Origin of the sequence: Anaerococcus sp. Marseille-Q5996 (genome assembly GCF_946893725.1) — a bacterium.
GTDB classification, from domain to species: domain Bacteria; phylum Bacillota; class Clostridia; order Tissierellales; family Peptoniphilaceae; genus Anaerococcus; species Anaerococcus martiniensis.
The window spans coordinates 348,164-374,393 of sequence record NZ_CAMPPE010000002.1; the positions used below are offsets into that span (position 1 = coordinate 348,164).

Genomic DNA, 26,230 nt, shown 5'->3' on the forward strand with positions numbered 1-26,230 from the left:
TTAAATTTCTACTCTCTTAATGTCAGCACCTAGATTAGTGAATTTTTCTACTAAATCGCTGTATCCTCTGTCTATATGATAAATATCAGATACTTTCGTTTCACCTTCTGCAGTTAGAGCTGCTATTACCAGTGCTGCCCCAGCTCTAAGATCTGTTGCTCGCACCTCGGCTCCGTGTAGTTTGTCAACGCCAGCAATTGTTGCCCTATTACCACTTGTAGCAATAGCTGCACCCATTTTGTTAAGCTGTTCTACGTGCATAAATCTATTTTCAAAAACTGTTTCTTGGATTTTACTCTCTCCATCACAGATAGTCATTAATGCCATAAATTGTGCTTGGACATCTGTCGGAAATCCTGGATAAGGAAGTGTTTGTATGTTAGTAGCTTTTAGTCTTTTGTCGACTTTTACTTTTATAATATCCTCATCATCTATTTCTTCTACATCTGCACCCATTTCGATTAATTTTGCGATTACGGGTCTGATGTGAGAACCGATTACATTATTGATTGTAACATTTCCCTTTGTCATAGCTGCAGCTATCATATAGCTAGCTGCTTCAATTCTATCTGGAATAATAGTATGACGAGTTCCTGTAAGTTTTTCTACACCTTCAATTGTAATTGTAGATGTACCAGCTCCCTTAATTTTAGCTCCCATTTTTGACAAGAAAGATGCTAAATCAACTATTTCTGGTTCCTTTGCTGCGTTTTCAATAATTGTTTCACCTTCTGCCAGAGTTGCTGCCATCATAATGTTTTGAGTAGCACCTACTGAAGGGAAATCTAAGTAAATTTCGTTTCCGATTAGCTTACCATCAGTTTTAATTGAAATTGCATCATCATTTACAATATTTTCAGCACCTAAGGCCTCAAAACCTTTTAAGTGTAGGTCTATTGGACGAGCACCTATATTACAACCACCTGGTGCTTTTGTATGTGCTTCCTTAAATCTTGAAAGTAGTGGTCCCATTACAACAAATGAAGCACGCATTTTATCCATTAGCTCAAAAGGTGTTTCGCAAGTGTTTAATTCTGAGGAATCAATTCTTACTGTTCCATCGCCTATATATTCCACTTTTGATCCTAGGTGTTTTAATACCTCAATCATTATTTCAACGTCTTTAAGTCCTGGAACACCATCTAGAATAATTTCTTCAGTTCCTAATACACAGGCTGCAAGTATTGGTAAAGCAGAATTTTTTGCACCTGAAATTGTTACTTCACCTTCTAAAGGTCCGCCACCATTTATTACTAAAACTTCTTTTTTACTCATTTTAAATCCTTTATTTTGTACCAAAAAGTCTATCTCCAGCATCTCCTAGGCCTGGTACAATATAACTATTTTCGTTAAGTCCCTCATCTAACTGTGCGATAAATATTTCTACATCAGGGTGCTCTTCATGTAATTTCTTGACACCCTCTGGAGCAGCAATTATGCTCAATAATTTAATATCTTTACATCCCTTTTCTTTTAGTCTACCAATAGCATCACAAGCTGATCCACCTGTTGCAAGCATTGGGTCAACCACCATAATGTCTCTATTCTCTACATCATTTGGTAATTTTGAGTAGTACTCTACAGGTTGTAAAGTTTCTTCATCACGATACATGCCTATATGCCCAATTTTAGCTGCTGGCAATACTTCAAGTACACCATCAACCATTCCTAAGCCAGCTCTAAGAATAGGAACGATGCCAAGTTTCTTCCCAGAAATTCTATATCCTGTTGTTGTAGCAACTGGAGTTTCCAATTCAAATTCTTCTAATTCTAAATCCTTTGTTGCTTCATAGGCTAATATAATAGAAAGTTCTTTAATAATTGATCTAAATTCTGTAGATCCTGTGTTTGTGTCCCTAAGAATTGAGATTTTATGTTTAATTACTGGATGGTCTAAAACTTTAACATTTTCTTGCATAATTCCTCCTAAATATAAAATATATTGTTAGATGCGGATTTTTTCATTCTATTCATTATACTCTTACCCAAGTTATTATCACTAACACCCTCTGCCAAAATAATATCAACACCATTATTATCCATTTCTCTTAAAGCTGTGTATAATACATGGCTCATATATGATAAATTGTCTCGGTTACCAAAAGACATTGATTTATAATCACCAAACTTTGTTATTGAATCATTAAAACTAAGGATCCCTACTTTGAGGCCTTGATTTTTTAGTTTATCTGCCTCATCTAAGATAACATCAGCAGCATTCTCACCTATATAAACTTTCATTAAAGCATTTGGTGAGTAGTGTTTGTATTTTTGTCCTGGTGATTTTGGTATTTTGTCATCTGATACTAACGAATCATCTAAACTTATCGTAGGAATGATTTTTTTTAAATCTTCATATGTATAATAACCTGGCCTTAAGATTACAGGATTTTCTTCACTGCAATCTACTACTGTTGATTCTATACCAAACTTACAAGAACCACCATCTAAAATCATAGGGATTTTACCATTTAAGTCTTGATAAACATCTTTTGCCCTAGTTGGAGACGGTTTTCCTGAGCTATTAGCGCTAGGAGCAGCAATCGGTGTATTTGATTTTTCGATGAATTTTGATGCAATCTTATCGCTTGGCATCCTAATTGCCACAGTATCTAAACCTGCAGTAACTATATCCGGAACTATATCTGATTTTTTCATAATTAAAGTCAGAGGGCCAGGCCAGCAAGATTCAATCAATTTTTTTGCATCTTCATTAATATCATCTACTAAATTATATAGTAAATTTTTATTTGAAATATGTAATATTAATGGATTGTCAGATGGTCTACCCTTTGCTTTAAATATTTTTTCACAAGCATTAGAGTTTAAACCATCTGCACCAAGTCCATAAACTGTCTCTGTTGGGAAAGCTACTAGCTCTCCCTCATTTATTATATTTGCAGCTTGGCTAATTATTTCTTCATCTATATCATCTTTATCTAAACTAAAAATCTTCGTAATCATTTTTTGCCTGTATTTCTATTTTTTTTATCTCATCTCTTACTTTATCAGTCATAATTAAAGAATAAGTTGGATCCATATGAATGCTTAGGTTTAAACCTATTTCATCTTTTATTTTCCTTTGTATATCTGTAACAATTTTATGAGCTACAAATAATGAAAGGTTTTCTGCTATTTCTACGTCAACAGAACCATCTAAATGACCTTTTCCATATTCATGGATTCTTAAACTATGGTATCCAATTATAAAATCATTATCTAGAATAATTTCTCCAACTCTATTTTCAATCTCAGGATCTACTCTTTCACCTAATAAGTATCCTGCAGATTGTTTAAATAGATCCAATCCAGGTGTGAAAACAAAACCTGCAAGTATTAAACCCATTATAGCATCAACTTTTATATTAAAATATTTTTCTATAATAGCTCCTAAGATTATTCCTGTTGTTGCAAGTATATCATTTCTTGCATCAGCCATTACTCCAAAATTTAAATCGGAATCTAGTTTGTTGTATAATTTCTTATTTAAAAAGTATATATATATTTTAGCTAGTATACTCAATACTAACACAAACATAGCAAGTGATGAAAATATAGTTTTATCATCAGAAGCATAATGATGTAGGGCATTTATAAATAGTTTAGCTCCTACATACATAATTAAAATACCTACTAAAAGAGAAATTAAACTTTCTCCACGACCATGTCCAAATGGATGTTCTTTATCTGCTGGTTTTTGACTTAATTTAGATCCAATGAGAGCCATTAAGGATACCAAGCTATCAGATAGGTTATTAAATCCATCGTTTATAATTGCTGCTGAATTTGCGGAAAACCCAACAATTAACTTAAAGATAACTAAAACTATATTAATTAAAATCCCTATGATAGATGACAGAGATATTAATTTTAGTCTTATAAATGGTTTTTTATAATTTTTGTAGTCGTCAATAAATTTACTGGCAAAGAAGTTAAACAAATTATTCTCCTATTTGTTCTAGCTTTCTTGTTTGATCTTCTGCAATTAGTGAATTAATCATATCGTCAATATTTCCATTTAAGAAATCATCTAATTGATATACTGTCTTATTAATTCTATGATCTGTAATTCTACCTTGTGGGAAGTTATAAGTTCTGATCCTTTCACTTCTATCTCCAGTACCTACTTGAGATTTTCTATTATCAGCTATTTCTTTATTTCTTTTGGCTTCTTCTAATTCATAAAGACGGGCACGAAGTACTCTCATTGCTTTCTCTTTATTTTTTATTTGACTTTTCTCATCTTGGCAAGTTACAACAAGACCTGTTGGTTCATGAGTAAGTCTAACAGCAGAGTCGGTTGTATTTACTGACTGACCACCATTACCACTTGATCTATAAACATCTACTCTTACATCATTAGGATCAATTTGAATATCTACATCATCAACTTCTGGTAATACAGCAACTGTAGCAGTTGATGTGTGGATTCTACCACCAGATTCTGTTTCTGGAACACGTTGTACTCTGTGCACACCTGATTCGTATTTTAATTTTGAATATGCACCTTCACCCTTTACAACAAAAGTTGCCTCTTTTATACCACCAACACCTTGGCTAGCTACATCAATTTCTTCAGTTTTAAATCCTGCTTTATCAGCGTACATGTTGTACATTCTGTAAAGATCACCAGCGAAAAGACCTGCTTCATCTCCTCCAGCACCTGGACGTATTTCAACAATTACGTCTTTTGTGTCATTAGGGTCCTTAGGAATCAATAAAATTCGCATTTCTTCATTATAAGTTTCAAGATTTTTCTTATTTTCACTAATTTCTTCTTTTAGCATATCAAGCATTTCGCTATCATTTGTTTCATTCATAAGTTCTTGATTTTCTTCAATAGTTGCTTGAGCGTTAAGAATTTCTTCATATTTTTCAACAATAGGTTTTAGTGAGTTGTATTCTCTTGATATTTTTGTAAATTTATCTATATCGGATAATACTTCTGGATCTGCAAGTTTTAATTCCAAATCCTTATAGTTTTCTCTTATGTGATCTAAATTTTCAAACATATTTATCCTTTCTCGGCAATGATTATTCTATCAAAACCGTTAAAATCTTTTATATTTTCAATATTTTTAAAATCAGATTTGATCAATAGGTCATTTATCACATCCTTTTGGTCATATCCAATTTCAAAAACAAGATGTCCACCCTTATTTAAATAAATTGGCGATTTTTTTATTATCTCTTTATAGAAGTCTAAACCATCTTTACCACCTACAAGTGCTGATTTTGGCTCAAAAAATAATTTTTTATCTAATTTTTTATAATCTTCTTCGCTTATATATGGTGGATTTGATACTATTATATCAAATTGACCCTCTACATTTGAAAATAAATTACTCTTTAAAAAACTTACATTTTTTAAATTTAATTTCTCTTTATTTTCATTTGCTAGAGATAGTGCTTTTTCTTCTATATCTACCCCTATTATTTTAGAATTTTTTAAATTTTTAGCTAATGAAAGACTAATTGCTCCACTTCCCGTTCCAATGTCCAAAATATTATTTTTTTTCATATCAGATTTTAAAATATAGTCTACCAATATTTCGGTTTCAAATCTTGGTATAAGAGCTCTTTGATCAACATTTAAGTCCAGTCCATAAAACTGCCAATGGCCAATTGCATACTGAAGTGGCATGCCATCATTAATTTTTTTTTCAATATCATTGATTTTTAATGATATATCATCATTTAATTCAAAATCTGGATTTAAATAAATGAATGATTTTGACCTATCTATAATGTAAGTTAAAGCAATTATCAGTTCATCGTTTTTCTTGTCTAGTATATCTTTTATTTTCATTATTTACACAAAAATAAGGTTAGTTGCCTAACCTTATTATTTTCTACCGTATCTTTTGTTAAATTTCTCAACGTTACCACCACGTTCAGCATTTCTTTGTTTTCCTGAGTAGAATGGATGACAGTTGTTGCATACTTCTACTTTGATTTCTTCTTCAGTAGATCCTACTGTAAATTCATTTCCACAAGAAATACATGTTACTTTTGCTTCATGGTATTCTGGTTGGATTTCTTTATTCATTTTAACACCTCTATTTCTTGATTCAATAAGCATATAAAATTATACCACGAAATTTAGACCAAATCAACTTATAATGAATTATTTATAAGTTCTATTAAATTCTCATTTGTTGGTGTTCTTTTCATAAAATCTATTAGCTCAACTATTGATTCTGTAGTATCCATTTCTGATTTTCTAATCTTATATATTGCTTCCAATTCATCTTTACTGAGTAATAAATCTTCTCGTCTAGTTGATGATTTTTCAATATTTATAGCTGGGAATATTCTCCTATCTGATAGTCTCCTATCAAGGTGCACTTCCATATTACCAGTACCTTTAAATTCTTCAAAAATCATATCATCCATACGACTTCCAGTATCTACTAAAGCTGTAGCAAGTATGGTAAGTGAGCCACCATCTTCTACATTACGAGCTGCCCCAAAAAATTGTTTTGGTCCTACAAGAGCCATTGGATCAAGACCACCTGTTAGAGTCCTACCTGATTGAGGTGTGATAATATTGTAAGCTCTAGCTAGTCTTGTTATAGAGTCTAGAAGTATTACTACATCTTTTTTATCCTCTACAAATCTTTTTGCACGCTCTAAAATCATTTCGGCCATTTCAATATGATTTTGTGGAGGCATATCAAAAGTAGAAGATGCAACTTCTGTACGCATATAGTCATTATCAGGATCTCTATACTCATTTACAAATCTTATGAAATCAGTAACTTCTTCTGGCCTTTCATCTATAAGTAAGACAAATATTTTGATATCATCATAATTTTTTTCTATTGAACGTTCAATATTTTTTATGAGTGTTGTTTTTCCAGCTTTGGGTTGTGAAACAATAAGACCTCTTTGACCACGTCCAACCGGAGCAATCATATCTATGATACGCCCTGAAATATTTTCTTTTGTAGTTTCAAGTCTTATCCTTTGGTTTGGGTAAATTGGAGTTAAATCTTCAAATGATAATCTGTTGAAAGCCTCGCCCGGTTTTATACCATTTACATCAGATACAAATATTAGTGGTGCAAATTTATCCTTATCGTGTTTTTCTCTAGCAATTCCTTTTATATAGTCACCTGTTTTTAGCCTAAACATCTTAATTTGTTTAGGAGGTACATATATATCATCATCACCTTGTTCGTGAAGGTCAGACCTTAAAAAACCAAAACCATCTGGAAGAATTTCAAGAACCCCTTCACAATCAAATTTCTCACCTAAATCGTTATCTTGTTTTTCTTTTTCTTCTTCCTCGCGTTCCTTATAAGCTTGTTCAATTAATTTTATTAATTCATCTTTTTTGTATTTAGTAACTGATGGAATTTCCAATTCCTTAGCTATTTCCCTTAATTCAGTTACTAATTTCTCTTCTAAATTGTCCATAATATTCCTATGTAAAAAATTATAGGACCAATTGGTTAAACCAAAATGGTCCTATAAAATCTATATTTAATTATTTGCCGATCCCTCAGAACCAAACATATCTATTTTTTCAAATACAACATCTTTTATAGCTTGTGTTCCTGGTGCTAAAAGTTTTCTTGGATCAAATCCTTTACCTTCTTTGTCTTTACCAGCTTCGACATATTCACGAGTTGCTTTAGCAAATGCAAGTTGACATTCAGTATTTACATTTATTTTTGAAACGCCAAGTTCAACAGCTTTTTTGATTTGCTCTTCTGGAATTCCTGTACCACCATGTAGTACTATTGGCATATTAACAGCATCAGATACTTCTTTAAGTCTATCAAAATTTAGACCTTTCCAGTCATCTGGATAAACTCCGTGTATATTACCAATTCCTGCTGCAATAAAGTCGATACCAGTATCTGCTAGTTGCTTACATTCTTCTACATCCGCAAGCTCTCCTTCACTTGTAACACCGTCTTCTTCGCCACCGATGCCACCAACTTCTCCTTCAACAGAAATTCCTTTAGCGTGTGCTAAATCAACTATTTCACGAGTTTTTTCTAGGTTTTCTTCTAAAGGTAGGCTTGAACCATCAAACATAACTGATGTGTATCCAGCGTCAATAGCTTTTTTTGCACCTTCATAGCTACCATGGTCAAGGTGTAGTGCAACTGGAACTGTTATTCCTAGGTCATCATGCATTGTTTTAACTAGGGCAGCTACAGTATTAAATCCACCCATATATTTTACAGCACCTTCAGATGATGCAATAATTACAGCTGTTTTCTTTTCTTCGCAGGCTTCTAGTATTGCTTTTGTCCATTCTAAGTTGTTTGTATTAAAGTGAGCAATTGCATATCCATTTTCATAAGCTTTGTCTAACATTTCTTTTGCATTTACTAACATTATTCTAGTCTCCTTTTATTAAGCTTCGTAAGTTCCTGGTTTATGTCTAGTCATAACTAAATCAGCTTTGACATTTTCGATAACTTTGTCAATAGCTTCATTGACATCTACAGTTTCATTTATACCCTCACGACGTGTAGAATATTCAACTTTTTTATCAGCTGCACCTTTACCAACTGTTATTCTGTATGGAATACCAATTAAGTCTCTATCGTTAAACTTAACTCCTGCTCTTTCATCTCTATCATCAAAAAGTACATCGATGTTTTTTTCTAGAAGTACATTATAGATTTCTTCAGATAATGACATTTGTTCTTTATCTTTAACATTTATTGTTGTAATTATCACTTCAAATGGAGCTACAGTTATTGGCCAAATAATACCATTTTCATCATGGTTTTGTTCAATAATTGCAGCAATAGATCGGCTAACTCCAATCCCATATGAACCCATCACTATTGGCTGTTGTTTTCCGTCACGGTCTAGATAGTATGCGCCTACTGACTCAGAGTACTTTGTTCCTAATTGGAAAATATTTCCAACTTCGATACCTTGTGCTGCTTTTAGTTTGCCAGATCCATCAACTGCCATATCTCCTTCTTTAGCTGTAAGAAGATCTTCTGCAACTTCACCATCAAAATCACGTCCAAATGTTGCATTCATATAGTGGTGGTTCTCTTTATTTGCACCAATTACAGTATTTGTCATTTGAGTAATGGATTTATCTATGATAATTCTTGGATTGTGTAATAATCCTTTTGGTCCAGTATAGCCTGGTTCAGCTCCCGTATATTTTAGGATCATTTCATCATCCATCATTTCTATTTCATGTTCTGGTACTTTTAGATAAGCAATTAATTTTGCCATATTCAATTCTCTATCACCTGGAACAAATACGAAAACTGGCTCGCCTTGGACTTTTAAGTCAACTGTTTTTACTAGCTTTTCTTCTGGAACATTTAAAAATTCGCTAACATCTTTAATAGTAGTCTTATCAGTAGTTTCTACTAGTTCTAATTCTTTTAATTCTTCTGTTTCATATTCTTTAATATACGCTGCTTTTTCAATTGTTGCTGCATAGTCTGATTCTTCAGTATAGAATATGATACCTTCACCATTTTCTGCTAAAGCTATAAACTCATGTGAAACTCTACCCCCCATGGCTCCAGTATCACCTTGTACAATTTTATAGTCTATACGCATATTATCGAATGCTTGAACATAAGCATCCCACATTTTTTGATAAGAAATTTGTAATTGATCATAGTCTTCATCAAATGAGTAGGCATCTTTCATAAGGAAACTTCTTGCTCTAATGATTCCATTTCTTGGTCTTCTTTCATCCCTAAATTTCTCTACGATTTGATAAAGATTTAATGGTAATTGTTTGTATGATACTAATTCATTTTTTACTAAATCAGCAAAATATTCTTCTGCAGTTGGACCAAAGCAATATTCACGACCAAGCCTATCGGTCATTTTTAACATTTCTGGACCAAATGTATCCCATCTACCTGATGCCTCCCATAATTCTTTTGGTTGCACCATTGATGTTTCAACGTGGATAGAATCATAATCTTCCATAGCATCACAAACAATTTTAAATATTTTATTTTTAACTTTCATTCCAAGTGGTAGGTAAGAATAAATTCCTGCTTCTTGTTTTCTTACAAATCCACCTCTTACAAGCAATTTATGGCTTGCAACTTCAGCATCTGCTGGATCATCCCTTAAGGTTGGCATATAATAATTTGTTAATTTCATCTATATCTCCTATTATAAAAATTCGTTGCTAACTTTATTTTAATTATTTAATAAATTCGGGGGCCTTAGCAACATAATTGTTATAATAATTAATTAGTTTATTCTTATTTGAAATAAATTCAGTGATAAATCTCACTTTATGATTACTCATATAATCTCCTTTATTATATCATCGATAAAGATATTCTTGATTTTTCTTTATCAATATCGATAACTTTAACATTAATTATATCCGAATTTTTTAAAATTTCATTAGGGTCTTTAATAAATTTCTCACTCATCTTTGATATGTGAACTAAACCATCTATACCAACCCCAATATCTACAAAGGCACCAAAGTCAGTTACATTTCTAACTTTTCCTTTTATTTCATCTCCAATTTTTATATCATCAATAGTCATAATTTCAGATTTTGTTAAAACTTCAGGATTATCATCACGGGGGTCTCGGCCTGGTTTCTTAAGTTCTTTAATAATATCTTCAAGTGTAGGAATTCCTACTTCCAAATCTTCACTTAGAGATTGTAAATGCAAGTCATCTAAGTCATATTTTGCTAATTTCTTTGCAACTTTATAACTTTCAGGATGGACACCTGTATTGTCTAAAATTTCTGGTGAATCAGGAAATCTTAAAAAGCCTGCTGCAAGTTTGTAGGTTTTATCTCCCAAGCCCTTAACACTTTTTAAATCTTTTCTATATATCAATTCGCCATTTTTAAAGCTTTCTTCAATACGTTTTGCAAGTGTCAAATTTAAACCCGAAACATAAGACAATAGCTTATAAGATGCATTATTGATTGTAACTCCAACCTCATTTACAGCATCTTCTACAACTTTTGAAAGCTCCTCATCTAACTTTTTCTCATTTAGATCATGTTGGTATTGACCAACTCCTATGTGTTTTGGTTCAATTTTAACTAATTCTGCCATAGGATCTTGAAGCCTACGAGCCATTGAGATTGCACCACGAATAGTGACATCTAAATCTGGAAACTCCTCTTCTCCTAGAGTTGATGCAGAATAAACAGATGCACCTGCTTCGTTTACAATTGCATAGGCTAAGTCTTTGTCACTTTGTTCTATTAATTTATTTACAAATAATTCAGTTTCCCTACTAGCTGTTGCATTTCCTAGGGCAATTAAGTTAACATCATATTTTTTAATCAATTCATTTAAAGTTTTTATGGATTCAGCTTCTCTTTTATGAGGCTCAACTGGATAGATGACTGCCTGGTCTAAGTATTTGCCATTTGCATCCACAACCGCTACTTTACATCCAGTTCTAAATCCAGGGTCAAGGCCCATTACATTTTTACCTTTAATTGGTCTTTGTAAAAAGTAAGGTTTTAAATTCTTAGAAAAGACTTTAATTGATTCATCTTCAGCTGATTCTGATAGGAAATTACGTAATTCATTTGTAATAGATGGTAGAATTAATCTCTTATATGCATCATCTATAGAAATATTTAATAATTCTTTTTGGTATTGGTTATTTACGTCATATAAATCAGCAATTAGTTTTTTGTTATAATCATCTGAAAAATCTAATTTTACACTTAAAGCTCCATCCCTCTCAGCCCTATTTATAGCCAAAATTTGATATGATTTTATATCCTTAACTTTTCTGCTAAAATTATAGTAAGTTTCATAAATTTTTCCTGGGTCTTCTTTAAGTGTAGAAGATAATTTTGCCCTCATCATTCCGTCACGACGAACAATGTTTCTAGCATCAATATTGTTTGATATTTCCTCTGCTAATATATCTAGAGCTTTTTCAATAGCTAACTCTGGACTTTCAATCTCTTCATTTATAAAATCTTTAGAAAACTCAGTAGCTTCTTTTTGATTGCTTGCTTGATTGAGTAAAAATTCATATAAAGGCTCTAGGCCTAATTCTTTTGCTTTATCTGCTCTTGTTTTTCTTTTTTTCTTAAATGGAGCGTAGATGTCTTCTAGAAGTGTCAACGAGTTAGCATTCAATATTTGTTCTTTTAGTTCATCAGTTAGTTTATCTTGACTTTCTAAAGAGTTAATAATCTCTTCTTGTCTTTTTTCTATATTTCTTAATTTATTTAAATTTTTTTCAATATTTCTAATGTCAACATCATTTAGGTTGCCAGTTTTTTCTTTTCTATATCTGGCAATAAATGCAACTGTGGATCCCTCATCCAAAAGCTCGATGACATTGATAATATTTTTTTCGTTTATATTTAGTTGTTCTGATAAAATTTCTGTTATATTCATAATATCCTTATAAAAGTAGTAGTTTTAGTAAATAAATAAATAGTAAATGGGCTGGATAGAAAATGTAAAATGCCCACTTATTTTGTTTTCCTCTTTGTCCGTTGTATAGCATTATTAATGGAATAGCAAGATAAACAACTCCATATGTTATAGGTATTGCATATCCACCCATTATAAATTCAAAATGAAAAGCAAGAAGCAAAGCTAATGACGTTAAAATTTTGCTATCTTTAGCAAAGTATAAAAGTACTATTGCCATTACTCCATTGTGTTTATAATCTGTTCTTAAAGTTAAAGCCAAATTTGTACCAATGAAGATTATTATAAGTATAACAAGTATTTTTAGAATAGTATTAACTTCTTTCTTCCAAAAATAATCTATTCCATAAATCACAATAGCACCTATTAAAAGAGTAAAAATTACATTTTGACCATCCATGTAAAAGGGCGTTCCATATATAGAAATGTCAAATGGTATCTCTGATACTAAGGCAAACAAAAGCATCCTCAGGCAATATTTTTTAAAGTCCTTTGTGTATATAACTGCTTGAACTGTAAAAAAGCAAAAAATTGGCATTGATATTCTGCCTAGTAAAACAAATATATCTGCCAAAACAAAATATTTTTGACCAAGACCATACATAAAACCAGTCTGTGCTAAGTGGGATAAAAACATGAAAAACATAGCAATATATTTTAAATGGGCTCCAGTTAAATACGGTCTTTGCCTATACCATACTTTTGTATATTCTTCTTTGTCCTTATACTTTAAATAATTCATCTTAATTACCTTTTATAAAGTTAATTTTGTATTTTGGAAAGTTCATACTTATTACTTTTCCACCCACATTTGCATAATCTTTTTCATCAATATCGTAAATATTTGAAGGATCAAAAAATATTACCCTACTTGTTGGATCCCCATTAGGACTTACAATTAGTTCAAACTTGTAAGCATTCTTATCCTTTGAGTACTTTAAAAGTATATCAATGAATCTTCCATAATCATATTCATTTATATTTTCAAATTCTAAGTCAATCTTATATTCATTATTTTCCTGAATTTTTAAAATTGGTCTTGTGCTAGTAAATGATATTTTTTCGCTAGTTTTAAGATTTTGAATAGACATAGTTGTCTTATTTGACTTCTTAACAAAATCGCCACTAATCAGATTTAGTAAATCAGTATTTGATAGTGGATTAGCTTTATTTTCGATAGAGACTTCTTCAGATTCCTTATCCATTTCCTGTTCAATATTTGCCATGCTTATTTTTTCATCTATAGCTTCTTTTTCTATTTTAATAGTTTGGCTAGGTTGAAAACTCTCTTTTTTTTCTGTCTTTCTTATTCTTCTTCCTTGATTTTTAGAATTCCTATAAGAATCTTTTTTATCACCCGATTTTAAATATTCCTTTATTTCTCTAAAATCCATCTTATCACCGAGGACAATGCTTTCTTTGGTGCTTACGTAATTGTAAGTTGAATAAATTGTTTTAACTAACATATAGATAAATGATAGCGATGTTAATATTCTTAAAATTTCTTCTCCAATAATATTTTCAATATGAATTACATTTAGAAATAGCATTGCTAAAAAAGGAAGGATACCAGTATACTTTAAAAAATGGTTTAGATTTGAATCTGTTTTTCCAGTATATTTAGTCCTTTGATTCCCCATTCTAATCAAAATTTTTAAAACTTTAAAAAAGAAAATTAAAAATCCTAGTATATATAAAACAGTAATAAAATTATAAACTTGTGGATAGTTGTAATATATATCAAAAGGTATAGATTTTATTGTATAATCTAAACCAAAAGCAATAGCCAAAACTAATAAACCAGTTTTTCTGAATGTTCTTGATATAATAAATATGAGAATATTTACGAGTATAAAAACTAAAGGTATTAAAGTTACCCTACTAGTTATTAAAATGCTTTGTAATTGTCTTAAAATAAATGAAAAATCCATAATAAACTCCTTTTTAATTATATCAAAAATCAGCTAATAACCAAAGCTTTAAAATTGTTTAATAATCAATTGTAGGTATAATCTATTTATACTTTGCTTCAATAGCTCAATTGGTAGAGCCACGGTATCGTAAGCCGTTTGTTGCAGGTTCAAGTCCTGTTTGAAGCTCCAAAACAAAAAAGATGCTAGATTAATCTAGCATCTTTTTTTATTTATAATAATATGTCTAAGTTTTTATGTATTTTTTATTCTGGATCGATTGCGTCTACTGGACAAACTGAAGCACATGTTCCACAATCAATGCAAGTATCAGCATCAATTACGTATGCATCATCTCCAGCTGAGATTGCGTCTACTGGGCATTCGCCTGCGCATGTTCCACAGCTAATACATGTATTTTCATCTATAACGTAAGCCATAATTACCTCCTATTTATTTTATACTTAGATTGTACAGTAAAATTATAATTATGTCAAGAATAATTATTCTTTATTTCTTAAATTTTTAATATTTATTCACTTTGATAACGGCTATCATTACTACTTATCTTTTTTCAAATCACTGATTTTGTAGTCTTTTTCTATAGTTTCATCATCAGCTTCATTTTGAATTCTAACTTTACAACACTCCCTAACAAAATCATTACCCACTACTACTCCTTGACCATCTTCTGTATCTACAGTCTGACCGTATTTTGGCATAACTTTTTTCACTTCTAGATAATTATCTTGTTCAAACGCCAGACAACACATGAGCCTTCCGCAGACTCCAGATATTTTTGATGGGTCTAAACTTATATTTTGATCTTTAGCATATTTTATTGAAAGCGGTGCGAAATCTGTCAAGTGTCTTGAGCAACAGCATTGCTGACCACATGAACCATAATGGCTTATCAGCTTTGCATAGTCTCTCACTCCAATTTGCCTTAGCTCTATACGACTTTTAAAGGTGCTGGCCAAATCCTTAACCAAATCTCTAAAATCAACTCTTTTATCCGAAGTAAAATAAAATGTTAACTTTGACCTATCAAAAGTATAGTCACAATCTACAACCTTCATATTAAGTCCATAAGAATTAGCTTTTTCTTGGCAAACTTTTTTGGCTTTTTTTGCATCTAGCTTATTAAAATACTGCTTTTCAATATCTTTTTCGTTTGCTTTCCTTATAACTTTATTAAGCTTCTTATCAAATTTTTCTTTTTCTATATCTACATTGTAAAGTACTACTTCCCCAAATTCGTGGCCATCTTCAGTATTTACAATGACTTTTTCCTTATATCTAAAATTTTGATCTTCTGCATCAAAATAATATATTTTGCCGGTTTCTTTAAACCTTACGCCAATTACGTTCACTTTGTCATTCCTCCCTTGTATATACTAAATATAAGTTCTTCGATTGCCAAATCATAATTAATATTATTTTTTAGTCCAATCTTGACAGTATATAACAAGTTGATTATCTCTTCTATTTGTCCTAAATCCATTTCAGATAGTTTTTTTATATTTAAGTTTAATTTTTCATTTTCATTGGTGTATTTATTTTTTAAAACTTCATTAAAAACGTCAATAAATCCATCAAATAAAATATATTTATCATTCTTAAATGATTCGAAAAATGATTTATTTGTATAGAAGGTATTTATATTTCCCTTATAAACTTCAGATATTATTTCTGAAAGTTTTTCTGTATCAATTTCACTTTCTAAGTCTTTAGCATCAAGTCTGATTATTTGACATCTAGATCTAATAGTTGGTAATAATAAATCCTTATTTTTTGTCGTAAAAATTACCATATTATAATCTTTTAATTCTTCAATTGTTTTAAGCATAGCATTAAATCCCTCAATTCTCATATTGTGAGCATTGTGGATTATATAAATTTTTATGATTTTATTTGATGGTTTTAATGCAGTGTTTTTAAGCAAAATTCTGATAGACTCAATATCTATAGTATCATTTCCATTATCAATTATGTATAAATCTGGATTTAGATTATTCTCTATGTAAATGCCTTTACTTTCGAATACTTTTTTTGAAAAATTATTAGCAAATTCTAAATTATAATTTTCATTGGATGATTCAAAAATATAGGCGTGTGATAATGTGTTTTGCTTTATTTGTAAGTCTAGATCAATCATAATCTTATATATTGATCAACATCTATAATAAATATTGTTGCTCCTCCAACTGTAATATCTACAGGTACTGTGTTTGTGAGTAATGAACTTTCTGCCGATGGATTAATAATTGTTGTAGTAGTATTTCTTCTCTTACAATTGTGTTCAATAATTGATAGTACATCTTCTAATTTTTCTTCTTCTACACCTATCAATAATGTTGTATTTCCCTTTTTTAGAAAACCACCAGTTGTAGATAATCTTGTCACCCTATATCCATTTTCAGTAAGTGCATCCATTAAAAAATTTACATCTGCATCTTGTACAATAGAAATTAATAGTTTCATCTAATCCTCCAATAAATCTTTTATTAGTTTTAAAACATCGGAGCTTACTTCATCAATGGAACGAGTGGCATCCACCTGTTTTATATCATCCTTATATTTTTCAGCAATATCTAAGTATGCATCAAAAATTTTTTTGTGAAAATCAAATTCTTCATTTTCTAATCTGTCTGGTGAAAAATTAGCTCTTTTTCGAATCAGAGCTGTTTTATAATCTATATTGAAAAAAATTGTTAAATCTGGATTTATATCTCCAGTGGCAAAATCATTTATTTTTTTTACTTCATCAATTCCTAGACCTCTTCCAACCCCTTGGTAAAGTAAAGAACTTAAAACAAATCTATCACATAAAATAATTTCACCATTTTCAAGTCCTGGCCTGATTTTTTCTTCTACTAATTGGGCCCTACTTGCTGCAAAGAGCAAACTCTCTGTTTTAGCAGCCATGTTTATATTATCGTTGTCAATTATAATTTCCCTAATTTTTTCAGAAATTTCTGTTCCACCAGGTTCTCTAACAACTCTAATATCATAGCCTTGCTCTGTTAATTTTTGATTCACATTTTTTAAAATTGTAGTTTTTCCAGACCCATCTGGTCCTTCAAAAACAATAAGTTTTCCATTCATAAGTCTATTATAGCAAACATTTCATCTTTATGGCAATAAAAAAAGACCCTAGGGCCTTTAAATTTTTATTCAGCGTCTTCTTCTGATTCTTCACCTTCTGTTTCATCAACAGTTGGTACATCAGCAGCGTCAACATCAGCAGCTTCTTCATCTTCTGGAATTTCTTCTTCACTTGCTTCTTGTAATGAGCAGATTACTTCATCTTCTTCAGCAAGAATTGTGATATTTTCATTTCCGAAGATATCTAAGTCAGCGATTGTTCTGTTATCACCAATTTCAAATTCACTAATATCTACTTCAGCTGTTTGTGGAATGTATTTTGGTAAACATTCAACATCTACTGTGTCGATATTTTGTACTAATACGGCTTGTTCGATTTTTAAGTCTTCTCTTCCTAATAAAACAACTGGTACACTTACTCTGATTGTTTCGTTTTGGTTAATTGCTTGGAAATCGATGTGTAGGTATTGGTTTTTGTATGGATGTGTTTGGTAATCTTTAATAAGTACGTCTTTGTTTTCTCCATCTATATCTAATGTGATGATTGTAGATGTACCTGCTTTTCTTAAAATTTTATCGAAGTCTCTTGATGTAACTTGAACATTAAGGTTATCTTCGTTTTTGGCATAAACAACGCCTGGAATTAATTCATCAGCTCTTAATTTATTAACTTTGTTTTTTCCAGTAGCTTCTCTGTTGTTTGCATTTAATACTAAGTCTGCCATATTCCCTCCTTTTATATTATCATACTGACTAATTATACCCTAAATTCTCATACTTTACAATGATTTGTTTTTATAATATGATATTAATTAGATAATAAATGTTCTTAAAAATTTAAGGAGAAAAATATGAACAATAGAGTTGTAAAATTTGGACAACTTGACTTAACCGTTGATGGTAAAAAGCTTAATATAGATGATAAGGCTCCTAACTTTAAAGGAAAGGTGGAAGACCTCTCTGATTACGATTTCTACGAAAGCGAAGAAGGAAAGGTTAAAATTATATCTGCAGTTCCTTCACTAGATACTTCAATTTGTGAATTACAAACATTTTTACTATCTAAAAATGAAGATAACTTTCCAGAAGATCTATCTGTAATCACTATTTCAAATGATTTACCTTTTGCTCAAAAACGCTTTGAAAAAGAGAAGGCTATATCGAAAGTAAAATTAGTATCTGATTACCTTTACGAAGATTTTGCTAAAAAATACTCACTATTTATAAATGAATTAAAATTAATAAATAGAGCTATATTCGTAGTTGATAAAGACAATATCATTAGACATGTTGAATACTTAGATCAAAATACAGAACTACCTGATGTAGACAAGGCACTTGAAATCGCCCTAAGCCTTACAAAATAAAAAGATAACCCTGGAGATAAAATAATCTCAGGGTTATTTTTATTTTAAAAATTCTTCGTATTTTTCTCTATCATAAACAACATCTAATTCACCAATGAAGTTGCTATATCTATCTGGATAGCAAAATCCTTCTTTAAATCTATACAATCCATCTTTTGAGTCTAGAGAGAAAGTACCGCCAAAGTCAAAATAATCATATCCATTTTCACGACACCACTTAATCTCTTCCCAAATCATATTAAAGTTTGGCATCTTATTTCTCATTTCATTAGAGCTTGCTGCATAAAGATAATAAACTTTATTGCCATATGGCACTAACAATGAAGCAGCCAGTGCTTGGTCTTCAAAATAAGAGGTAAATATAGTTCCATCCAGATTGTCAATTAATCTTTGAAAATATTCTTTAGGTCTGTGACCAATTTCTTGTCTATCAGCCATTATTTTTGTAAGTTCAAAAAATTTATCTAAGGTTTTCTCATTGGTTTCTTGAATGGTTTTTATGTCATTTCGATAAGATTTTCTAATATTTCTACGTGTAGCAGATGAAAAACTTTCAAATAATTCATCTTCAGTCATACCTGATATAGGTAAAATCATATTATATCTAGGCTGCGTAAATGAATGTGGGTCTGTTCCATATGTTCTAACATCATAGCCTCTTTTTTCGTATTCATAGACAGCCTTCTCATCAAAAATTACTTCTGGATCCATTCTTAATAAAAATGCTTGGTACTTATCTTTCAAAATTTCAGCTTCTTTGATTAATGAATCTACAAGGTCATAATTTTTAAAATTACAAACTGGTCCACGAGGTGCATATAGAAAATATTTCCCATTGGGGTTTTGAATACCTATAATACTCATAGCTGCAATTATTTGCTTATTTTCTTCTATGTAAACATAATCACTTGTCCAGTTATTTTTAATTTTTGCCCATGCAGGGTCTTGCATGGGTTTCCCAAATTCAGAATTTCTCACAAATTCTTTATATCTTTCAAAATCTTCCTTAGTTTCTACTAATGGCATTATCTCTCCTAATCTATCAACGTTTCTAATAGGGTTAATGTGGTTATTGCCCCTATTCCATTTTTACTTGTTAATATTTCTAAATCTAAATTCTCTAAATCATCAATATTGATGTCACCTACTATCTTACCATTTACGTAAGAAGTTCCAACATCGACTAATACTTGTCCATCCCTAAAGTAAGACTTATCATAATAATTGGCCTTACCTATAGCTGAGATAAATATATCAGATTGTCTAATTAAATCCTTAGCATTTTGGGTTGCTTGATTAATAACTGCAATTGTTGCTCGTTTTCTAGATAAAAGTGTTGCTAATGGTAATCCAATTAGATTCGTGTTGTTAGCGATAAGAATATTTTTTGATTTTAAATCATAATTTTCTAATAAAAATCTGGCAATCGCTTTAGGGGTGGCTGGCAAATAGTTGTATTCTCCGTTTAATGATTTTCCCATAGACTCATAAGTAAACCCATCTAAATCTTTAATTTTTATTTCTTCTCTAAGTTTACTAATATCATCATGGTTGCCAAATGGTAGCAATATTATAAATCCATCTTCTTTTTTAAAACTATTTACATAATCAATAATTTCATATGAGGATGTATGCTCGTCAAATTTCTTGTCTATATATTCAATATTAAATTCTTTGCATCTTCTTATTATAAAATTTTTATAAGAGATCTCTTCAGCACTTGGTTTATAAGTTAATAGTATAACTTTCTTATCGGTATGAATCTCTGATAGTTTTGAAATTATTTTTTCTTTTATATTTTTTGTATCAAGTATTTTCATGTGTGACTCCAATAAAAAAACGCCCATTAGGGCGTAATATTTATTTAATTAGAATATTCTTCTTGCACCAGCAAATACTTTTTGATAGTAGTTGCTATAAACATTATCAAATTTTACACCTGATTTTGGTGTTGATGCATGGATAAATGTACCATCAGAACTTGTAACAATTCCAACATGGTCGATTCCACTATGATTTGAGAAGAATACTAGGTCCCCTGGTTGTAAATTATTAATTCCAACAGCATATCCATTATTAAATTGTGCTTGTGATGAATGTGGTAAGTTTACTCCCAATTGTTTGTAAGCGTAAACTACTAGTCCAGAACAATCAAATCCTACTGATGGATTTGATGCACCCCAAACATATGGGCTACCAGCAAATTGGCTTGCAATGCTTGCTGCTTGTTGTCCATTTTGATTTACAACTGGAGCTTGTTGAGCAGTTTCTTCTACTACTTCTTCATCAAGTACTTCTTCTACTGCTTTTTCTTCTATCTTTTGATTTTCATTTTGTTTTTGCTCTTCAGCTGCAGCTTGTACTTGTTGAACTTCTTCTACTTTTTGTTCTTCAGCTTGTTTTTCTGAAGTATTTTGTGCTTCTTCTTTTGTTGCATCTTCAGTTGTTAAATAATAAGCAGAAACAAAAGCTGTTTTGCCATTATAAGTTGTTTTCACCCAACCATCTGCGATTTCACCATCAACTTTTGAACCATTTTCTAAAGTTCCAATTATGTTACCACTTTTAGCTGCATCTCTTACATTAACAGCAGGAGTATTGTAAACCCATCCACTAAATGCTGTACCATATGCTTCTTGTGTTTGTTCAACTACTTGTTGTTCTTGGATTTTAGCCGCCCCTTGAGCTTTAATTTCTTCAGCTTGTTTTTGTTCTTCAGCTTTTTTTGCTTGAATAGAGTCTACTAGAGCTTGAGGATAGTCATTAGAAAGATATTTTAGATTTAGGTAACCCTCTTCAATTTTTAACCATTCGCCGTCAACTATGCCGTTAACCTTATCCCCAGCTACCAATGTTCTGACAATATTAGTATTATCATCCATTGACTTAGAAGATCTAATGTATAAAGCTTCTACATTTACAAATTTTGTAGCTTCTACTACTGGAGATTCTTCTACTAATTGAGTTTCTACTTCTTCTTTATTATTATCTAAATAGTTTGTAACTTCATTATTAACTTCTGTTTCCTCTAATTCATTAGAAGAAACATCTTCTAAATTTTCATCTAATTTTGAATCATCATACATAATTACTTCTTCATTTTGTGATTCAGTTTCTTCTTCGATTGCTGGAAGTTCTGAATCATCATAAGTGATAACTTCTTGTTCTTCAACTACAGGAGTTTTTTCTATGTATTCTACTTCGTATTCTACTTCTTTTTCTTCTTGATTAGATTTTTCGTCTTTTAACACATTAATTACAGTAGTAGCAAGGATTTCTTTTGCATTTTCTTCAATTTTTGCAACTTTTTCTTCTTGTTTTGCAGTATTTTGTACTGTTCTTGTTTCATTTGCTATAGCTGTATTTTTTAAGTCATTTGTATAATCTGATTTCACAAAGTTATAGTCATTTGAATTTTCACTATAATTTGGAGTAATCATAGTTTTTGTGTTTTTATCAGATTCTAAGTTATTAATAGTTGAAGCGTATGCTGTAGCACCTGCTGTTACGGCAGCAACTAGTGATAAAGCTGCTCCAATTCTTTTTTTATTCATCGGTAATTAGATTCCCTTCTTTACTTTTTGTATAGTCTTGAAATTCAATCTGGACTAATCATATACTAACTTAACAAAATTGTCAAGAAAAAGTTACAAAAAAATTACACTTTGAAAGAAATATTTTATATATATTGGTAAATTATCGAACTTTTAGCAATATATGTAAATATAAGTCTTAAAAAAGTGTAAGTTTTCTAACTATAATAAACAAAATATTTACATTTTGTAATAATTATGTAGGGAGCAAATCTATAAGCCGTGTTCTGTATTAGACAATCATCTATCTAGGCTCATTGTTGCCAATAAGCTCAAGCGAACAACCATTCTGGATCAAAGCCGAGCAAGCTTTGTTTATCATCCCTTCGTTCTTGCACCGGATGGGGTTTACATAGCCTATATGTCACCATATAGCTGGTGAGCTCTTACCTCGCCTTTCCAACCTTACCGAGACAACTCGGCGGTATATTTCTGTTGCACTAGCCTGAAGATCACTCCTACTTGACGTTATCAAGCATCCTGCTCTGTGGTGCACGGACTTTCCTCGTACTAAGCCGCGATTGTCTGATTTACTCCAAACCTTATTTTACCTTTTATTAAATATTTGTAAAATTTGTATTAAATAAAAGTTCTAAATGTATCATCTTTCGAGTAAGTATATATTTTTGAATCGGTCATTTCACTTACTACATCTTTAAGTTTATAAATAACATGATTTTCGCTTGCAAAATGACCTGGATCAATTATTAAAAGCCCCTTATCACTATAATCCATGGCTTCATGATACTTTACATCAGCTGTCAGCACAGCATCTAAACCTAGTTTAATACAATCATCAAATAATTCAGCACCTGCACCTCCACATACAGCAAGTGTTTTTATTTTTTTGTCCATATTTCCATAGCAGATAACTCCTCTTGCATTTAACTTATCTTTTATATTCATAGCAAGGGTTTGAGGATTTATCTCATCTATATCCCCATATCTGCCAAGTCCAGGATTTTCTCCATTTTCTAGTATTTTAGTATTTCTTAAGTTTAATATTTGTGCTAAATTATCATTTAGTCCGTCATTAGCCTTGTCTAAGTTTGTATGCATTGAATAGACGCTTATATCATTTTTGATAACTTTTTCTAATCTTTTATAGAATTGATCAGTAAAATCTATATATCTTATATCATTAAATATATATGGATGATGAGTAATTATAAGGTTGCAATTATTTTTAATAGCTTCATCTATCCCCTCTTCTTCAAGGTCAAGACTAATCATCACACTTTTAAGATCATTACCAGGATTCCCTATTTGTAAGCCCGAATTATCCCATTGTTCTTGTAGGTCTAATGGATATTTTTCTTCTAATTTTTCTATTAATTCTCTAATTTCCATCTGACTTTCACCTCATTTATCGCTTTTAGTCTGGCGTTTATTTTATCTAGACCGTCATAATTTGCTGATTTTTCTATAATATCATTTTTAAATTTAATATTTTTTTTATAATCTATTTTGATTTTATCTTCCAGCAAATAGCTTTTCTTATTTATATTTTCAAATCCATAATAAATATCAGCTAAGGAAAAATCTTGGTGTTTTCCGTATGAAACTTTGAGTATGTCATAATACTTTCCATGTTCAAAGGTTAGAAAGTCTCTTATTATTTCAAAGTTATTTTGATTTAAATATTCTCTTAGTCTTTCTGTTGCAATGTTGGATGCTAAAATCATATATTCCAAATTTTTAGCAAAGTCTAAATTTTGATCTATAATTTCAATTATAGTATTTCCACCCATTCCTGCTATTATAGCCACTTGATTATCTTCTTTTTCTATTCCGTCAAATCCATCTGTAACTTTGGTTTTTATAATTTTTCTCAAATCATCATCAAGCCTATCTTCAAGCTTTTTAAGGGAAGGGGCTGATATATCAGTTGCAAGTATATTAGTACTTATTCCATTTTTTGCCAAATATAAAGGAACCAATCCATGATCAGTTCCTACATCTATGACATTTTTTCCTCTGTCAATTATATTAATAATTTCCATTAATCTTTTTTTATCGTTCATTATAAAAAATCTTTCAGTGTTTCGCTTTTGTTTGGTGATTTTAATTTTCTGAGTGCTTTTGCTTCTATTTGACGTATTCTTTCGCGAGTTACATCAAATTCTTTGCCTACTTCTTCAAGTGTTCTTGGTGTGCCATCTATAAGGCCAAATCTTAATTGCAATACTCTTTTTTCTCTAGCTCCAAGGCAAGATAATACATCGTTTAATTGTTCACGGAGCATAGTATAATTTGCTGCATCATCAGGATTTACAGCAGATTCATCTTCTATAAAGTCTCCCAGGTGAGAATCTTCTTCTTCACCTATTGGTGTTTCTAAAGATACTGGTTCTTGGGCTATTTTTCTAATTTCCTGTACCTTTGATACTTCTATGCCCATTTGCTCTGCAATTTCTTCATTACTAGGATCACGTCCTAGGTCTTGAACTAACTGTCTTTGAGTTCTTACTAGTTTATTTATAGTTTCTACCATATGAACTGGTATTCTTATAGTTCTAGCTTGGTCAGCTATAGCACGAGTAATAGCTTGTCTTATCCACCATGTCGCATAGGTTGAGAATTTAAAACCGCGATTGTAGTCGTACTTGTCTACCGCTTTCATAAGACCCATATTTCCCTCTTGTATAAGGTCTAGGAAGCTCATTCCACGTCCTACATATTTTTTAGCAATGGAAACTACAAGTCTAAGGTTAGTTTCTGCTAGTTTTTGTTTGGCTCTTTTTGATTTTAAAATTGCTCTTCTTAAATTTAAATTATCTTCGTCACTTATAGTTTCAGTTCCTAAGATCATATGAGCCATGTCACTATCTGCTAGGTATATTTCTAAATCTTTTGCAAATTCTTCGCTAATTTGATTACCTTGTTTTAAATATGAAGAAAATGCTGCTGCCTCTCTAAAATTATCTATTGTCATTCTATCATTTGTTTTAAGATATTCATTATTTGCAGCCTTTGATAATAAGTCAGTAAAGAACTCATAGTTAAATGTAACTACATCTTCATCTTGATTTAAATTTATTAAATGATCAAAAGAATCAAAAAGGTCACAAAGTGAATTTGCTTCACTAATAGATAATTCTTTATCTTCGATAGATTGGCTTGCAATTTTACAAATTAAGACCTTAGCTTTAAGTTCCTCAATTTTTTCTGTATCTGGATTTTCTACCATTATTTCGTCAAACAACTTGCCCATTGCAATAATGCCATCAAGATTATTTGAAGACAATTCAGAAATTGTACCTTCTTTTTTTAGTTCTTCATCAGCTGATTTTATAACCTTTGCAAGGTTGCCAAAGAAAATATCATTTGACAATTTCATTTTATTTTGTTTGTTTAGATTGATACCTTCAAGTTTTTTTCTGGCAATGTCTCCCATTTCCATCTGACGAGCTAAACTTATTTCTTCTTTAGCTGTCAAAAGTGAAACCTTACCAATTTCTTTTAGGTACATTTTTACAGGATCATCAAGTTTTATGCCAGAGATGTTATCGACATCATCATCAACTATTTCTTCTTCTAATTTTGCTTCATCAATATCTTCTTCATCTGACACTTCATCATCTATATCTTCGTCTAGGTCCTCATCATCTTCTAAATCTTCATCATCACTTGACTCAGATTTTTCGACAATTTCTACTCCCTTGCTGATAATCTGTGAGATAACATACTTTTTGCTATCTTCTTCTATTTCTTTAAATGTTTCAAATGTATAAATTTGTGTGTATGTGATCATTCCATCTTGATTTTCACTAATAGACTGAAACTCTTCTATTATTTCATTTAAAACATCTTCATCAAGTAGTTTATCGCTATCGCTACTCATTCAAACT

Annotated in this window: 26 protein-coding genes, 1 tRNA gene and 1 other RNA gene; 2 read left to right on the forward strand and 26 right to left on the reverse strand. The window is 30.9% G+C overall.

Going from position 1 to position 26,230, the window contains the following annotated elements:
* The 13 genes from murA to OC526_RS04260 form a co-directional block, all read right to left on the reverse strand.
* Positions 1 to 1,275 (reverse strand): UDP-N-acetylglucosamine 1-carboxyvinyltransferase, encoded by a 1,275-nt coding sequence (gene murA, locus OC526_RS04200; protein ID WP_262122336.1) that lies wholly within the window; start codon positions 1,273 to 1,275, stop codon positions 1 to 3.
* A gap of 10 nt (positions 1,276 to 1,285) precedes the next feature.
* Complete coding sequence (upp, locus tag OC526_RS04205; RefSeq protein ID WP_262122337.1) at positions 1,286 to 1,918, reverse strand: uracil phosphoribosyltransferase; 633 nt, start codon at positions 1,916 to 1,918, stop codon at positions 1,286 to 1,288.
* 8 nt (positions 1,919 to 1,926) lie between these two features.
* Entirely contained in the window at positions 1,927 to 2,964 is a 1,038-nt protein-coding gene (locus tag OC526_RS04210) for an L-threonylcarbamoyladenylate synthase (RefSeq protein ID WP_262122338.1), read from the reverse strand.
* Positions 2,945 to 3,940, reverse strand: coding sequence for a cation diffusion facilitator family transporter (locus OC526_RS04215; RefSeq protein WP_262122339.1), 996 nt, complete (start codon positions 3,938 to 3,940; stop codon positions 2,945 to 2,947). Before OC526_RS04215 ends, OC526_RS04210 begins: the two co-directional genes overlap by 20 nt.
* Position 3,941: 1 nt before the next feature.
* Positions 3,942 to 5,012 (reverse strand): peptide chain release factor 1, encoded by a 1,071-nt coding sequence (gene prfA, locus OC526_RS04220; protein ID WP_262122340.1) that lies wholly within the window; start codon positions 5,010 to 5,012, stop codon positions 3,942 to 3,944.
* A 2-nt stretch (positions 5,013 to 5,014) separates the two neighbouring features.
* Entirely contained in the window at positions 5,015 to 5,809 is a 795-nt protein-coding gene (gene prmC, locus OC526_RS04225; RefSeq protein WP_262122341.1) for a peptide chain release factor N(5)-glutamine methyltransferase, read from the reverse strand.
* Between the two features lie 36 nt (positions 5,810 to 5,845).
* Positions 5,846 to 6,049 carry a 50S ribosomal protein L31 gene (rpmE, locus tag OC526_RS04230; RefSeq protein WP_203126681.1) on the reverse strand — a complete coding sequence of 68 codons (204 nt, stop codon included), beginning with the start codon at positions 6,047 to 6,049 and terminating at the stop codon, positions 5,846 to 5,848.
* 68 nt (positions 6,050 to 6,117) lie between these two features.
* Positions 6,118 to 7,422, reverse strand: coding sequence for a transcription termination factor Rho (gene rho, locus OC526_RS04235; RefSeq protein ID WP_262122342.1), 1,305 nt, complete (start codon positions 7,420 to 7,422; stop codon positions 6,118 to 6,120).
* Between the two features lie 66 nt (positions 7,423 to 7,488).
* The gene (gene fba / locus OC526_RS04240) at positions 7,489 to 8,355 is read right to left on the reverse strand and encodes a class II fructose-1,6-bisphosphate aldolase (protein ID WP_262122343.1); all 867 of its coding nucleotides are present in this window, start codon (positions 8,353 to 8,355) and stop codon (positions 7,489 to 7,491) included.
* Between the two features lie 18 nt (positions 8,356 to 8,373).
* Positions 8,374 to 10,119: a proline--tRNA ligase gene (locus OC526_RS04245; protein WP_262122344.1), complete on the reverse strand. Its 1,746-nt coding sequence runs from the start codon at positions 10,117 to 10,119 to the stop codon at positions 8,374 to 8,376.
* Positions 10,120 to 10,283: 164 nt separating this feature from the next.
* Complete coding sequence (locus OC526_RS04250; protein ID WP_316043770.1) at positions 10,284 to 12,362, reverse strand: Tex family protein; 2,079 nt, start codon at positions 12,360 to 12,362, stop codon at positions 10,284 to 10,286.
* A gap of 7 nt (positions 12,363 to 12,369) precedes the next feature.
* A complete protein-coding gene (locus OC526_RS04255) occupies positions 12,370 to 13,143 on the reverse strand; it encodes a conjugal transfer protein TraX (protein ID WP_262122345.1) in 774 nt (257 codons plus the stop codon).
* Between the two features lies 1 nt (position 13,144).
* Entirely contained in the window at positions 13,145 to 14,332 is a 1,188-nt protein-coding gene (locus OC526_RS04260) for a hypothetical protein (protein WP_262122346.1), read from the reverse strand.
* Positions 14,333 to 14,427: 95 nt separating this feature from the next.
* Between OC526_RS04260 and OC526_RS04265 the strand changes: the two genes are divergently transcribed.
* Positions 14,428 to 14,503 (forward strand) — tRNA-Thr (locus tag OC526_RS04265).
* 74 nt (positions 14,504 to 14,577) lie between these two features.
* On the opposite strand, the gene OC526_RS04270 is transcribed toward OC526_RS04265, so the two are convergent.
* The 6 genes from OC526_RS04270 to OC526_RS04295 all read right to left on the reverse strand — a co-directional run bounded on the left by OC526_RS04270 (position 14,578) and on the right by OC526_RS04295 (position 18,144).
* Positions 14,578 to 14,751, reverse strand: coding sequence for an indolepyruvate ferredoxin oxidoreductase subunit alpha (locus tag OC526_RS04270; protein ID WP_262122347.1), 174 nt, complete (start codon positions 14,749 to 14,751; stop codon positions 14,578 to 14,580).
* 120 nt (positions 14,752 to 14,871) lie between these two features.
* Entirely contained in the window at positions 14,872 to 15,684 is an 813-nt protein-coding gene (locus OC526_RS04275) for a stage 0 sporulation family protein (RefSeq protein WP_262122348.1), read from the reverse strand.
* Positions 15,681 to 16,469 carry a DNA polymerase III subunit delta gene (locus tag OC526_RS04280; protein ID WP_262122349.1) on the reverse strand — a complete coding sequence of 263 codons (789 nt, stop codon included), beginning with the start codon at positions 16,467 to 16,469 and terminating at the stop codon, positions 15,681 to 15,683. The genes OC526_RS04275 and OC526_RS04280 overlap by 4 nt, the downstream gene beginning before the upstream one ends.
* Positions 16,466 to 16,795, reverse strand: a complete 330-nt coding sequence (locus OC526_RS04285; protein ID WP_262122350.1) for a cyclic-di-AMP receptor — start codon at positions 16,793 to 16,795, stop codon at positions 16,466 to 16,468. Before OC526_RS04285 ends, OC526_RS04280 begins: the two co-directional genes overlap by 4 nt.
* The gene (tmk, locus tag OC526_RS04290; protein ID WP_262122351.1) at positions 16,796 to 17,419 is read right to left on the reverse strand and encodes a dTMP kinase; all 624 of its coding nucleotides are present in this window, start codon (positions 17,417 to 17,419) and stop codon (positions 16,796 to 16,798) included. It lies immediately after the preceding gene.
* A gap of 65 nt (positions 17,420 to 17,484) precedes the next feature.
* Complete coding sequence (locus OC526_RS04295) at positions 17,485 to 18,144, reverse strand: 50S ribosomal protein L25 (RefSeq protein ID WP_262122352.1); 660 nt, start codon at positions 18,142 to 18,144, stop codon at positions 17,485 to 17,487.
* 126 nt (positions 18,145 to 18,270) lie between these two features.
* Here OC526_RS04295 and tpx point away from each other — a divergent pair, with 126 nt between their 5' ends.
* Complete coding sequence (tpx, locus tag OC526_RS04300; RefSeq protein WP_262122353.1) at positions 18,271 to 18,786, forward strand: thiol peroxidase; 516 nt, start codon at positions 18,271 to 18,273, stop codon at positions 18,784 to 18,786.
* A 39-nt stretch (positions 18,787 to 18,825) separates the two neighbouring features.
* Here the strand turns inward: tpx and OC526_RS04305 are convergent, their stop codons facing one another.
* The 7 genes from OC526_RS04305 to rpoD form a co-directional block, all read right to left on the reverse strand.
* Positions 18,826 to 19,812, reverse strand: coding sequence for a lipid II:glycine glycyltransferase FemX (locus OC526_RS04305; RefSeq protein ID WP_262122354.1), 987 nt, complete (start codon positions 19,810 to 19,812; stop codon positions 18,826 to 18,828).
* 8 nt (positions 19,813 to 19,820) lie between these two features.
* On the reverse strand, positions 19,821 to 20,606 hold the full coding sequence (locus tag OC526_RS04310; protein WP_262122355.1) for a bifunctional 5,10-methylenetetrahydrofolate dehydrogenase/5,10-methenyltetrahydrofolate cyclohydrolase: 786 nt from the start codon (positions 20,604 to 20,606) through the stop codon (positions 19,821 to 19,823).
* Positions 20,607 to 20,654: 48 nt separating this feature from the next.
* On the reverse strand, positions 20,655 to 22,340 hold the full coding sequence (locus tag OC526_RS04315) for a C40 family peptidase (RefSeq protein ID WP_262122356.1): 1,686 nt from the start codon (positions 22,338 to 22,340) through the stop codon (positions 20,655 to 20,657).
* Between the two features lie 239 nt (positions 22,341 to 22,579).
* Positions 22,580 to 22,916, reverse strand: an RNA gene (rnpB, locus tag OC526_RS04320) — RNase P RNA component class A.
* Between the two features lie 42 nt (positions 22,917 to 22,958).
* Complete coding sequence (locus OC526_RS04325) at positions 22,959 to 23,729, reverse strand: Nif3-like dinuclear metal center hexameric protein (protein WP_262122357.1); 771 nt, start codon at positions 23,727 to 23,729, stop codon at positions 22,959 to 22,961.
* Complete coding sequence (locus OC526_RS04330; protein ID WP_262122358.1) at positions 23,711 to 24,403, reverse strand: tRNA (adenine(22)-N(1))-methyltransferase; 693 nt, start codon at positions 24,401 to 24,403, stop codon at positions 23,711 to 23,713. Before OC526_RS04330 ends, OC526_RS04325 begins: the two co-directional genes overlap by 19 nt.
* The gene (gene rpoD / locus OC526_RS04335; protein ID WP_262122359.1) at positions 24,403 to 26,223 is read right to left on the reverse strand and encodes an RNA polymerase sigma factor RpoD; all 1,821 of its coding nucleotides are present in this window, start codon (positions 26,221 to 26,223) and stop codon (positions 24,403 to 24,405) included. The genes OC526_RS04330 and rpoD overlap by 1 nt, the downstream gene beginning before the upstream one ends.
* Between the last annotated feature and the right edge of the window lie 7 nt (positions 26,224 to 26,230).